We start from the raw sequence: 12244 nt of genomic DNA, 5'->3' as shown, positions 1-12244 counted from the left end.
CCGAACGCAGACGCCTTCCTTGAGGGCGAGCTCGTGGACGACGCCGCGTCCAGGTGGGAGCTCATCGGGCCGCACCCTGCTGGTTGCGCTCGTCGGAGTAGCTTAGTGCCGAGCTGAGCACCTCACCCAGTGCTTCCCCTCGAGCCAGGCGAGTTTCGAGGGGCCGTCGTTCGCCCGGGGTGAGTCCACCGCTGACGCCGTACTCCTCGCGGAACACGAGCGCGGAGGCAAGACACATGGCGCGGACGGGGCACTCGTGGCACAGGCTGATCGCGTGACGGGCGGCAGTGGGGAGGCCTTCGGATGAGGGTCCTGACGACCGGAACTGCAGTACTTATTTGCAGTACGGGCACGAAAGAGCCCCTCCCCGGTGACCGGAAAGGGGTTCTGACATGTGGTGGAGCCAAGGGGACTCGAACCCCTAACCCCCTGCTTGCAAAGCAGGTGCGCTACCAATTGCGCCATGGCCCCGAGTGGGGGAGAGCGGCCTCAGGCCGAGGTGTCGGCCTCGTCGGTCGCCGTGGGGGCGGTGGCCGGTGCGACGGGCGCCTGCACGTCGTCGGTGGCCTGGGTCCACAGGTCCTGCTCGGCCTGCTGCTGCTTGGCCTTCTTGCGAAGGAAGACGACGCCGGCGACGGCTGCACCGACGAGGGCGAGACGCTTCAGCATGCGAGGGATCCTCTCCGTGGTGGCGGTGATGGTGGGCCTAGGAGGACTTGAACCTCCGACCTCTTCCTTATCAGGGAAGCGCTCTAACCGTCTGAGCTATAGGCCCATCGTCACCTTCGCGCGCCCGATCCACACCATCAGAGATGACGACCGGACGCGAGGGGAAACGTTACCCGATGCACCTCGCCTCATACAAAACGGCCCCCGCCCGTGAGGGTAGGGGCCGCTTGCGTATGCCGTGTGGCCGCGTCCGCGACGCCGGCCGAGAGTCGACGGGGGCCGGCTCAGACCGGCTCGGACCGGCTCAGTCGTCGGTGAGCGTCAGCTGCACGCCGCCGACGAGGGCCGAGCAGATGTTGTAGAGGAAGGCCATGACGGTCGCGATCGCCGTCATGAGGATGACGTCGATGACACCGATGACGATCGAGAGCGACACGACGCGGCCGAAGCCGACGTAGTCCTTGATCGAGAACGGGTCGGACGTCGTCGTCTGGAGCGACTGGAGCACGCCCTCGATGTCGGTGAAGACGTTCATCGTCGACAGGATCATCCACAGGACGGCCGTGAGGATGACGCCGGCGATGCCGAGCGCGACGGAGAGCAGGAAGCTCATCTTCATGACCGACCACGGGTCGACGCGCGCGACGGCGAGGCGGACGCGCCGCGGGCCCTTGGGCTTGCGGTGCGCGGTCGTGGTGCGCGCACCGGCGGCGGTCGACGACCCGGCGCCGGACTGGCCGGAGCCGACCCGCTGCGTCGGGGCCGTGCGGTTGGTGACCGCCCCGCGCGAGAGCGCGGTGGCCGGGTCCGCGCTCGAGGCACCCGACGTGCTGCCGGACGACCCGCTCGAACCGGTCGAGGCGTAGTAGGAGCCGTTCTGGCCCTGGTCGTCGGTGAAGCCGGAGCCGCTGCCCGTCCGGGTCGACGTGCCCGGGCTGCTCAGGGAGCCCTCAGGGCTGGTCGCGCTCATTCGTCACCTCCGTTGTCGGTGTCCGACGAGCTCGCCTCGTCACCCGACGTCTGGTCCGACGGTACGCCATCGGCGCCGGGAACCGTAGCGGGCGCTCCCGGAGCGGACGTCGCGTCGCCCTCAGCCCCCTCGCCGTCCTCGACCTCGCCCACGACGATGGCGGACTCGGCGTTGCGGGCCACGGCCACGATCGAGTCGCCCTTGTCGGGCGTCGCGAACTTGACACCCTGCGACGAGCGGCCGGTGTGGCGCACCTCGTCGACGCGCGAGCGCACGATCTTGCCCTTCTCCATGACGACCATGACCTCGTCGGTGTCGATGACCGTGAGGGCGCCGACGAGGTCGCCGCCCTTCTCGGAGAGCTTGGCGACCTTGATGCCGAGGCCGCCGCGACCCTGGAGGCGGTACTCCGAGACCGGGGTGCGCTTGGCGAGACCGTTCTCGAAGACGACGAACACGTCGGGGCTCTCGCCCTCCTCGACGACCGACATGGCGAGCAGGTCGTCGCCGTCGCGGAACTTCATGCCCGTGACGCCCGAGGTCGAGCGGCCCATCGGGCGCAGCGCCTCGTCGGTCGCGGTGAAGCGCACCGACTGGCCCTTGCGCGAGACGAGCAGCAGGTCGTCGCGGTTGGAGGCCAGGCCGGCGCCGACGAGCTCGTCGCCCTCGCGGAGGTTGACCGCGATGAGGCCGCCGGAACGGTTGGAGTCGTAGTCGGCCAGGCGCGTCTTCTTGACGAGGCCCGCGCGGGTGGCGAGGACGAGGTAGTCGGCCTTCGCGTAGTCACGGACCGCGAGCACCTGGGCGATCTGCTCGCCGGGCTGGAACGCGAGCAGGTTGGCCACGTGCTGGCCCTTGCTGTCGCGCGAGCCCTCGGGCAGCTCGTAGGCCTTGGCGCGGTAGACCCGGCCGAGGTTGGTGAAGAAGAGCAGCCAGTGGTGGGTCGTCGTCGTGAAGAAGTGCTCGACGACGTCCTCGCCACGCAGCGATGCACCACGGACGCCCTTGCCGCCGCGCTTCTGCGAGCGGTACTGGTCGACGCGCGTGCGCTTGGCGTAGCCGCCACGGGTGATCGTGACGACGACGTCCTCCTCGGGGATGAGGTCCTCCATCGACATGTCGCCGTCGAAGGGCACGATCGTCGTGCGCCGCTCGTCGCCGTAGCGCTCGACGATCCCGGCGAGCTCCTCGCTGATGATCTCGCGCTGGCGCACCGGCGAGGCGAGGATCGCGGTGTACTCGTCGATGAGTGCCTGCAGCTCGTCGTGGGCCTCGATGAGCTTCTCGCGCTCGAGGGCCGCGAGGCGGCGCAGCTGCATGTTGAGGATCGCGTTGGCCTGGATCTCGTCGATCTCGAGCAGCTCGATGAGGCCGTCGCGGGCGATCTCGACGGTGCGCGAGCCCCGGATGAGGGCGATGACCTCGTCGAGCCGGTCGAGCGCCTTGAGCAGGCCACGCAGGATGTGGATGTCGGCCTGGGCCTTGCGCAGGCGGAAGGTCGTGCGCCGGACGATGACCTCGACCTGGTGGTCGACCCAGTGCCGGATGAAGCCGTCGAGCGGCAGGGTGCGCGGCACCTCGTCGACGAGGGCGAGCATGTTGGCGCCGAAGGTCGTCTGCAGCTGCGTGTGCTTGTAGAGGTTGTTGAGCACGACCTTGGCGACGGCGTCACGCTTGAGCGTGATGACGAGACGCTGGCCCGTGCGCCCCGAGGTCTCGTCGTTGATGTCGGCAATGCCGGAGATCTTGCCGTCCTTGACGAGGTCGGCGATCTTCATCGCGAGCATGTCGGGGTTGACCTGGTACGGAAGCTCGGTGACGACGAGGCACTGCCGGTTGCGGATCTCCTCGACCTCGACGACGGCCCGCATGATGATCGAGCCGCGGCCCGTGCGGTAGGCGTCCTCGATGCCCTTGTGCCCCATGATCAGGGCGCCGGTCGGGAAGTCCGGGCCCTTGATGATCCCGAGCAGCGCCTCGAGGAGGTCCTCGCGCGAGATGTCCGGGTGGTCGAGGTAGTACTGCGCGCCGGCCGCGACCTCGCGCAGGTTGTGCGCGGGGATCTGCGTGGCCATGCCGACCGCGATGCCGGCCGAGCCGTTGACGAGCAGGTTCGGGAAGCGGCTCGGCAGCACGGCGGGCTGCATCGTCTTGCCGTCGTAGTTCGGGACGAAGTCGACGGTGTCCTGCTCGATGTCGCGCACCATCTCCATCGCGATCGAGGCCATCCGGCACTCGGTGTATCGCGGTGCAGCAGCGCCGTCGTTGCCGCGGGAGCCGAAGTTGCCCTGACCGTCGACGAGGGGATAGCGCAGCGACCAGTCCTGCACGAGGCGCACGAGGGCGTCGTAGATCGCCGAGTCGCCGTGCGGGTGGTAGTGACCCATGACGTCGCCGACGACGCGCGCGCACTTGTTGTAGCCCCGGTCGGGGCGGTAGCCGCCGTCGTACATCGCGTAGACGATGCGGCGGTGCACGGGCTTGAGGCCGTCGCGGACGTCGGGCAGCGCGCGCGACACGATGACCGACATGGCGTACTCGATGTAGCTGCGCTGCATCTCGGTGTTGAGGTCGATCGGCTCGACCCGGTCGTGCTGCGGGAGGTCGGTCGGCACGACGACCGCCCTGGCGTTCGGGTCGCCGTCGTCGTCGTTCGCGTCGGTGGCGTCCGGGTCGGGCCCGAGGATGTCCTCGATGCTCTGGTCGGGCGTCTCGTCGCCAGGTGTCTCGTTGCCGGGCGTCTCGTTGGCGTCGTCTCCGTCGTTGGGAGGCAGGTCGTCGCTCACGTCAGATCCCTTTGTCTCTCAGTCACATTCGTACAGTTCGTGGGGCACCGGTGATGGCGTATGCCGTGTCGTGCGTTTCACGTGGAACGTCCCGTCCCAGAGGGGCCGGGCGAACGGCATACGTCCTCGGTGGGCTAGATGTCGAGGAACTTCACGTCGCGGGCGTTCTTCTGGATGAACGAGCGCCGCGACTCGACGTCCTCACCCATGAGGACGGCGAAGACCTCGTCAGCCTTGGCGGCGTCGTCGAGCGTCACCTGCAGCAGCGTGCGGCTGTTCTGGTCCATCGTCGTCTCGCCCAGCTCGGAGTAGTTCATCTCGCCGAGGCCCTTGTAGCGCTGGATCGGGTTGTCCTTCGGCAGGCGCCAGCCCTTGCTCTCGCCGAGGGCGCGGAGTCCGTCGCGCTCCTTGTCGGAGTAGGCGAACTGGTGGTCGATGCCGTTGCTCCACCGCAGGCGGAAGAGCGGCGGCTGCGCGAGGTAGACGTAGCCGGCCTCGATGAGCGGGCGCATGAAGCGGAAGAGGAGCGTCAGCAGCAGCGTGCGGATGTGCATGCCGTCGACGTCGGCATCGGCCATCAGCACGATCTTGTGGTAGCGCGCCTTGTCGATGTCGAAGTCCTCGCCGATGCCGGTGCCGAAGGCGGAGATGAGCGCCTGGACCTCGTTGTTGGCGAGGATCTTGTCGATGCGCGCCTTCTCGACGTTGAGGATCTTGCCGCGGATCGGGAGGATCGCCTGGGTGTGCGGGTCACGGGCCTGGGTGGCCGAGCCGCCGGCGCTGTCACCCTCGACGATGAAGACCTCGGAAAGGCTCGGGTCCTTGCTCTGGCAGTCCTTGAGCTTGCCCGGCAGGCCGCCCGACTCGAGCAGGCCCTTGCGGCGGGTCGCCTCGCGGGCCTTGCGGGCCGCCATGCGCGCGGCCGCGGCCTGCACCGACTTGCGGACGATGTCCTTGCCCTCGTTGGGGTGCGCGCCGAGCCAGTGTCCGAACTCCTCGGTCATGGCGCGCTGGACGAAGCCCTTGACCTCGGAGTTGCCGAGCTTGGTCTTCGTCTGGCCCTCGAACTGCGGTTCGGCGAGCTTGACCGAGATGACGGCGGTGAGGCCCTCGCGGACGTCGTCGCCGGTGAGGTTCTCGTCCTTCTCCTTGAGGAGGTTCTGGCGGCGCGCGAAGTCGTTGACGAGCTTGGTCATCGCCGCGCGGAAGCCCTCCTCGTGGGTGCCGCCCTCGTGGGTGTTGATCGCGTTGGCGTAGGTGTGGACCGACTCGCTGTAGGCGTTGGTCCACTGCATCGCGAGCTCGAGGCTCAGCGAGCGGGCCTCGTCCTCGACCTCGATCGAGATGACCTCGGGGTGCACCGGTTCGCTGCGCTTGCTGCCGTTGATGTGGTTGACGTAGTCGACGAGGCCGTTGTCGTAGCGGTAGCTGACCCGCTTGGCCGTGAGCGTCTTCTTCTCGCCGGAGCCGGCGTCGGCCGCCGCGTCCTGGGGCTCGTCGTCCTCGGTCGACTCCTCGACGAGCTCGAGGTCCTCGTCGAGGTCGTCGAGGTCGACGTCGCGCTCGCCCGCGGGCTGCTCGATGCGCTCGTCGACGAGGTTGATCGTCAGGCCCTTGTTGAGGAAAGCCATCTGCTGCATCCGGGCCCGGATGGTCTCGAAGTCGTAGTAGACGGTCTCGAAGATGTCGGCGTTGGCCCAGAAGGTGATCGTCGTGCCGGTCTCGTCGGTGGCCTCCTGCTTCTCGAGGGGCCCGTCGGGCACGCCGTCGGTGAAGCTCATCCGGAAGACGTGGCCCTTCTGGCGGACCGCGGCCTTGAGGCGGGTCGACAGGGCGTTGACGACGGAGCTGCCGACGCCGTGCAGGCCACCGGAGACCTTGTAGCCGCCGCCACCGAACTTGCCGCCTGCGTGCAGCTGCGTCAGGACGAGCTCGACGGCGCTGATCTTCTCGACGGGGTGGATGTCGGTGGGGATGCCGCGGCCATTGTCCTTGACCCGGACGCCACCGTCGGCGAGGAGCGTGACGTCGATGGTGTCGGCGTAGCCGGCGAGCGACTCGTCCACGGCGTTGTCGACGATCTCGTAGACGAGGTGGTGCAGGCCGCGGGGACCGGTCGAGCCGATGTACATGCCGGGGCGCTTGCGCACGGCCTCGAGACCCTCGAGGACGGTGATCGCGCTCGCGTCGTAGTCGACGCCGTTGGGCCGGACGTCGGCCGGGACCGCCGGTGCCGCAGGGACCACGGGCGCGTCGGGGTCGGGAGTCGCGGTGTCGGGTGCTGCCACGGAGTCGGATCCGGTGGAACTGGGGGTGGTGCTGGTGGTGATCGGCTCGTCGGCGTCGGACACGGCTCTCCTCGATGGTCAGACCTCATGTGGGCGGCCCGACGTGGACGTCGAGCCGCAACCTCATCAGTCTAACGGTCCGGGGCCGTAAACCGTGCCCTCAGACGCGCGAAACGGGCACTTTCCGGCCCGAGAACCCGTGGATCCGAGGGGAGGATCACGCCCCGGGTCTCCAGCGCCCCTCAGGCACCCTCACCCGCCGCAGCGCCCTGCGCCACCTCGAGGCGTCCGTCCGCACCCATTCTCCTCCGTCCTGGGCGGCCCGAGAGCCGTCGTCCACAGGCCGTCCGGGCCCTGCCGCGACCCGAGCCGGGCACCAAAGAGGGCACCAAAGAGGGCACCGAACCCGGGTAAGCCGGGAGGCCGGGTCCCAGCGGAACCCGGCCTCCCGGCATACGACCTCGGTGGGGTGGATCCCCGCGTCAGAGGATGCCGCGGGCGTGGAAGGCCGCGCGCACGGTGGCGGCGTCGGTCGCACCGTAGAGCGCGGTCGTGGCGTCGACCGTCTTCTCCGCTGCCGCGGCCCACGTCGTCGACGGGGCGTAGGAGAACTGGGCCTCGAGGATGATGCGCGTCGCCTTGTCCCGGCCGAAGGCCTTGTTGACGTCCCAGAGCGCGTGGCTCCAGATCTCGCCGTCGTCATGCACCTCGCCGGTGCGGTTGGCGACGGTCTTGGTCGTGTCGAGGCGGCGGATGCAGTGCGGCGTCGTCGAGGTGTAGGAGGTCGAGTCCCAGTCCATGACGCAGACCCATGGCGTCGTGGCCGTGTCGGCCGAGTTGCCCTGCGACATCGTGGCCGCGAGGTAGTCGCCGAAGCCCTCACCGATGGCGCCCGCGTCCGAGCCGCTGCCGAAGCCCGGCACCTGGTCGTCCTGGACCGCGTGGCCGTACTCGTGCCACACGACCTCCTGGTCCTCGCCGTCGTCGACGCCGCCCGTGCCGATGGTGATGGTGTCCTGGCTCGGGGTGTACCAGGAGTTGTCCTGGGTCGTCGTGTTGACGCTGAGGTCCTGGGACTCGTGGTTGACGTCGGCGAAGCCGAGCGACTGGATGTAGGCCTGGACCCGGTCGACGGCGTAGTAGCTGTTGACCTGCTCGAACCGTGTGTCGCTGCGGGTGTAGGGGAAGGAGAGCGTCGACGAGAAGGCGGCGGCGTTCTTGCCCTTCTTGCTGTTCGTGACGTTGGCCCAGCTGCCCTTGAGGTAGCCCGAGCCGTCGAGGTTGGCGAGGGTCACCGTCTTGTAGGCCGACGCGGGGACGGCGCTGTCGGCGTTGTTCGCGTCCTTGAGCGACTCGTTCTGCAGGGCGACGACGGGGTTGGGGTCGAAGACCTTGCCCGAGCCGCTTGCGAGGACCCGCTCGTCGGTGACCTTCGTGACCCGGCCGCTGCGGGCGTCGACGAGCACCTGCTTGTCCTGGTCGGTCGTGACCTGCCAGGCCAGCGTGGCCGCGGCCCCGGCGGCTCCGGGGACGACGACGAGCCGGCTGCCGCGGGCGTTGCCGTGGCCCTTCGCGGCGGTGGCGGCGGAGGCGCGCGCGACACCCGGTGAGACCGAGGTGAGGCCGGTGACGGCACGACGACCGTCGTCGACCGAGGCGGCGGCGCCCGTGGCGTGGACGGCGTACCAGCCGCCGAGCACCGGCACGCCACGGTAGGTCTGGGCGTACCAGCTGTGCGAGCCGAGCAGGCTCTGGCGCACCTGGACGAGCGTGAGGTCCGCGGGCACGGAGGCCCCGGCCGTGGCGGGGGCCGGCGCGGCGACGGAGCCGGCGGCCGCCGTCGAGAGCAGGGCACCGACCGCGGCGACGACCGAGGCGGTGGCGATGAGCGGCGTACGACGCATGTCGAACCTTTCGAGGAGTGGAGGCCAACGACACAGGCAACCACGCGCGGGAGGTCCGCGTCCGGAAAGGATTCGTAAAGACTTCCCCTCGTTTCGGCAGGGCGGGCAGCGGCGTCGGGACGACCCGGGCAGACCGTCCCCGATCGTGACGTCAGGCGCCACCGCGCGAAGGCTCGAGTCGGGACACTGCGCGGACAACCTTTCCGTGCGGATGACGGTCTGGATGGATGCCGGCACGTGCCGGGACGAGCCGACAACAGGGGACGCGGGTCATGGACGATGCAGAGCGGAGGGCCGATTTCACGGCCTACGTCAGGGCGCGCGAGCAGTCGCTCGCCCGACTCGCCTACCTGCTGAGCGGGGACCGGGACGCCGTCGAGGACCTGCTGCAGAAGGCGCTCGCCAAGGTCTACCGCCACTGGGACCGCGTGCAGGTCGCCGAGCTGCCGGACGCCTACGTGCGCCGGGTCATGGTCAACGAGAACAACTCCCGCTGGCGCGGACTGCTGCGCCGCCACGAGTCACCGAGCAGCCACGTCCTCGAGGTGCTCGACCCGCCAGGGGCAGCCGGGCTCGACCCGGCGACGTCGATCGACCTCTGGCACCACGTGCAGAGCCTGCCGCGCCAGCAGCGCGCCGCCGTCGTGCTGCGCTACTACGAGGACCTCACCGAGGCCCAGACCGCCGAGGTGCTCGGCTGCTCCATCGGCACCGTCAAGAGCCACACGAGCCGCGCGATCTCCGCGCTGCGCTCCCGAATGAGCGAGGCCACGGCATGAACCCCATCGACCCCGGTCTCAAGCAGGTGCTCGACGAGCGCGGCGAGGGCGTACGCGTCGTGGCCGACCTCGCGGAGCGCGCGATCGCTCGCGACCGTTCCAACCGACGCCGCGAGCTAGGCGGGACCGCGCTCGTGGCGGGCCTCGTGCTGGCCGTCGCCGTGCCGGTGGGGTGGTCCGCCGTGCGACCGACCGGTGACCGGCCGCTGCCCGTCGGACCGTCGGCGTCGACGACGGCCCCCACGGGGCGACCGTCCGCGCCGACCGGGAGCGCCAGCAGCGCCCCCACTCCCACGTCGATCCCGACCCTCACCGCCGACGGCGCCCCCGCGCCGGTCACGGTCCGCTTCGCCACGGGAGGGCCGACCGGGACCACGACCGTCCCCTACGTCGCGGACGGCGTCATCTACGACGGGACGAGGCAGATCGCGCTGACCGGCAAGCTGACCGGCGGCTCGCTCGCGCGGCTGGCCGGTGGCGGGTGGCTCGTGGCCCAGGGGGAGACCGGTGTCTACTACGTCGTGGACTCGACCGGGGCCAACACGGTGCGGCTCGACGGCGAGTCCAGCACGGTCAACGCCGACGGCAGCGTCTTCGTCATCGAGTCGCGAGTCTCGCTCACGGCGTACGACGCCGCGGGGGCCCGCATCGGCCGGCTCACGGCCTCGACCTGCGACTGTGCTCCTCAGGGGGTGGCCGACGCCGAGTCGCCCGGGTACGACGCCGTCGGGATCGTCGGGCCCGTCGTCTATGCCAGCCGAGGCTTCACCGGCAGCTCGGTCGCGTGGGACGTCGCCACGGGAACACGCCGAGCGGTCGCCGGATCCCCCACACTCGTCGATGCCGCCCGTGGGACGGCCCTCGTCGGCGTGGCACCGAAGCCGGGTTCGAAGCAGGTCTGCAACGAGCTGACGGACCTCACCTCAGGTCGGACGATCTGGCGGCTCTGCGGGCCGCTCGTCTTTCGGGCGTTCTCGGCGGACGGCGCCTACCTGCTCGCGACCGGCTACATCGACGGGCTCGACGACTCGCAGCTGGGCCCCGACCGGACGTTCCTTTATGGCGGACTGGTTGTCGTGCGCACCAGCGACGGCGCTGTCGTGATGGAGGGCGGCAGCAGCAGCGCACGTGGTGGCGCCTCACCCGTCAGCTATCGCCTGGGGGGCGACGGCACCGTCACCGTGCAGGTCGGTGCGACGACCGGGGACCGCAGCCTGCAGCGCTGCACCCTCGACGGCGAGTGCATCGTCGTCGCACCGGGTCGGGCCCGGGACACGGACATCCCCGAGGGGGAGGACCCGTACTTCCTCGCCGACAACTGAGCGCGTGCTCAGTCGTCGGCGAGGGTGCGCTCGAAGAGGGAGTGGATCGCCTCGGGCAGGTGGGGCTCCTGGAGCGTCACGTCGCAGCCGGCCTCGTCGCACACGACGGAGTAGATGTACGCGTCGGGGTGGGTGCGCTCGGTCGAGGCGGCGATGCGCTGGAGAGTCGGTGCGGCCAGCAGGTGCTGCCAGTCCTTCGCGTCCCGCTCGGACAGGTCGCCCAGGGCCAGGCGGCGTTCGCGGACCTGGCCGGCGAAGCCACCAGAGCGACGGAGGAGCACCTGGGCGTCGGCGCCCGGGACCTGTCCGGAGGGCCCGCCCCCTGCCGGACCAGGCGTCGGGGTCGAACCGCCGCCGCCGCCCGCCTCACCGACCGGAGCACCGGCAGCCGCGGTGAGCACGCCGACCTGCTCCCACGCCGAGCGCACGGCCGTCTGCTCGGCGGACCCGTCACCGTGGGCACTGCCCGCGGCGGCCACGGTGAGGCCGGCGAACGTCGCGAAGTCGCAGTCGGCCTTGATGCCGTCACCCGACACGACGGCATACCAGATCGCGCCCGGGCCCTCCCAGGCATTGCCGCCGATCGCGTCGGCCGCGAGCACGAAGGCGCGGTTGGGGATGCCGGAGTTGATGTGGACCCCGCCGTTGTCGTCCTGGGTCTCGACGTAGTCGTCCATGTGCGCGGGCTGCGGGTCCTTGCCGAGCCGTGGGTCGTCGTAGGCCGTGCCGGGGTTGCGCATGTCGCGCAGGGCGCGACCCTGGACCGAAGGGTTGAGCAGGTCGGCGCCGACGAGCCAGTCGGCCTGCGCGGCGCTCTGGCCGAGTGTCTTCTGCTTGACGAGGACGCCGAACACGTCGGAGATCGACTCGTTGAGCGCGCCCGACTGGCCCTGGTAGAGCAGGCCGGCCGTGTGCTCGGTGACGCCGTGGGCGAGCTCGTGCCCGATGACGTCGAGGCTCTGGGTGAACCGCTCGAAGACGACCCCGTCGCCGTCGCCGAACACCATCTGCGAGCCGTCCCAGAAGGCGTTGTCGTAGTTGCGGCCGTAGTGGACCGTGGCGAGCAGCGGCATCCCCTTGCCGTCGAGCGAGTCGCGGTCGTAGGCCGTCGACCACAGCCCCCAGGTCGCGCCGAGTCCGTCGTAGGCCTCGTTGACCGCGACGTCGCCGCTCGCGGCCGCGCCCTCGGTGCGCACCGTCGTGCCTGGGGTCGTCTGGCTGCCCTGGGCGTCGGCGATCGTGCGGTGCGGTCCCGTGCCGTGGGCCGTCGGCGACGTGACGTCCTCACGACGCGGGGCCCGTCGCGTGGTCGGGCGGGCTGTCGGCGTGTGCCGCGAGGAGCGCAGCTCCTCGTCGTGCCGGAGCGCCTCGCGGGCGTGGGCGGCCAGGGCCGGCTCGTCGCTGGCCGCCAGGGCCTCGAGCATGTAGGGCGGGACGATCGTGCAGTGCGGCGTCCGGGTCTGCGGCGTTGGCTGCGTCGAGGTCATGACGACAGTCTGCGTCGGAACACCGACACCCGCCCTCCG

Annotated in this window: 9 protein-coding genes and 2 tRNA genes; 2 read left to right on the top strand and 9 right to left on the bottom strand. The window is 70.2% G+C overall.

Annotation, left to right across the window (positions count from 1 at the left end):
• Nucleotides 1-61: 61 nt before the first annotated feature.
• The 8 genes from ASE25_RS22240 to ASE25_RS05465 form a co-directional block, all read right to left on the bottom strand.
• Nucleotides 62-331 carry a WhiB family transcriptional regulator gene (locus ASE25_RS22240; RefSeq protein WP_082622695.1) on the bottom strand — a complete coding sequence of 90 codons (270 nt, stop codon included), beginning with the start codon at nt 329-331 and terminating at the stop codon, nt 62-64.
• Nucleotides 332-395: 64 nt separating this feature from the next.
• Nucleotides 396-471: transfer RNA gene (locus ASE25_RS05495), tRNA-Ala, on the bottom strand.
• An 18-nt stretch (nt 472-489) separates the two neighbouring features.
• Nucleotides 490-669: a DLW-39 family protein gene (locus ASE25_RS05490; protein WP_056780483.1), complete on the bottom strand. Its 180-nt coding sequence runs from the start codon at nt 667-669 to the stop codon at nt 490-492.
• 29 nt (nt 670-698) lie between these two features.
• Nucleotides 699-775: transfer RNA gene (locus tag ASE25_RS05485), tRNA-Ile, on the bottom strand.
• A gap of 198 nt (nt 776-973) precedes the next feature.
• A complete protein-coding gene (locus ASE25_RS05480) occupies nt 974-1639 on the bottom strand; it encodes a DUF3566 domain-containing protein (RefSeq protein ID WP_235508546.1) in 666 nt (221 codons plus the stop codon).
• Nucleotides 1636-4425: a DNA gyrase subunit A gene (gene gyrA / locus ASE25_RS05475; RefSeq protein ID WP_157623325.1), complete on the bottom strand. Its 2790-nt coding sequence runs from the start codon at nt 4423-4425 to the stop codon at nt 1636-1638. The genes ASE25_RS05480 and gyrA overlap by 4 nt, the downstream gene beginning before the upstream one ends.
• 134 nt (nt 4426-4559) lie before the next feature.
• Nucleotides 4560-6776: a DNA topoisomerase (ATP-hydrolyzing) subunit B gene (gene gyrB / locus ASE25_RS05470; protein ID WP_082622694.1), complete on the bottom strand. Its 2217-nt coding sequence runs from the start codon at nt 6774-6776 to the stop codon at nt 4560-4562.
• A gap of 419 nt (nt 6777-7195) precedes the next feature.
• Entirely contained in the window at nt 7196-8617 is a 1422-nt protein-coding gene (locus ASE25_RS05465; protein ID WP_056823390.1) for a M36 family metallopeptidase, read from the bottom strand.
• Nucleotides 8618-8889: 272 nt separating this feature from the next.
• On the opposite strand from ASE25_RS05465, the gene ASE25_RS05460 reads away from it, so the two are divergent.
• On the top strand, nt 8890-9396 hold the full coding sequence (locus tag ASE25_RS05460) for a SigE family RNA polymerase sigma factor (protein ID WP_056823387.1): 507 nt from the start codon (nt 8890-8892) through the stop codon (nt 9394-9396).
• Complete coding sequence (locus ASE25_RS05455) at nt 9393-10718, top strand: hypothetical protein (RefSeq protein WP_056823385.1); 1326 nt, start codon at nt 9393-9395, stop codon at nt 10716-10718. Before ASE25_RS05460 ends, ASE25_RS05455 begins: the two co-directional genes overlap by 4 nt.
• An 8-nt stretch (nt 10719-10726) precedes the next feature.
• Here the strand turns inward: ASE25_RS05455 and ASE25_RS05450 are convergent, their stop codons facing one another.
• Nucleotides 10727-12205, bottom strand: a complete 1479-nt coding sequence (locus tag ASE25_RS05450) for a protealysin inhibitor emfourin (protein WP_056823382.1) — start codon at nt 12203-12205, stop codon at nt 10727-10729.
• Nucleotides 12206-12244: the final 39 nt, after the last annotated feature.

It is taken from the genome of Terrabacter sp. Root85, from assembly GCF_001429185.1.
Classification (GTDB): Bacteria; Actinomycetota; Actinomycetes; order Actinomycetales; family Dermatophilaceae; genus Terrabacter.
The sequence above is the reverse complement of the archived record's forward strand: the minus strand, read 5'-3'. Positions and strand labels throughout refer to the sequence as shown.

Excerpts from the sequence above, each read along its gene's own strand:
- ASE25_RS05455 (WP_056823385.1), top strand. The coding sequence starts at position 9,393 with ATGAACCCCATCGACCCCGGTCTCAAGCAGGTGCTCGACGAGCGCGGC.
- ASE25_RS05480 (WP_235508546.1), bottom strand. The coding sequence starts at position 1,639 with ATGAGCGCGACCAGCCCTGAGGGCTCCCTGAGCAGCCCGGGCACGTCG.
- ASE25_RS05460 (WP_056823387.1), top strand. The coding sequence starts at position 8,890 with ATGGACGATGCAGAGCGGAGGGCCGATTTCACGGCCTACGTCAGGGCG.
- ASE25_RS05450 (WP_056823382.1), bottom strand. The coding sequence starts at position 12,205 with ATGACCTCGACGCAGCCAACGCCGCAGACCCGGACGCCGCACTGCACG.
- ASE25_RS05465 (WP_056823390.1), bottom strand. The coding sequence starts at position 8,617 with ATGCGTCGTACGCCGCTCATCGCCACCGCCTCGGTCGTCGCCGCGGTC.
- ASE25_RS05490 (WP_056780483.1), bottom strand. The coding sequence starts at position 669 with ATGCTGAAGCGTCTCGCCCTCGTCGGTGCAGCCGTCGCCGGCGTCGTC.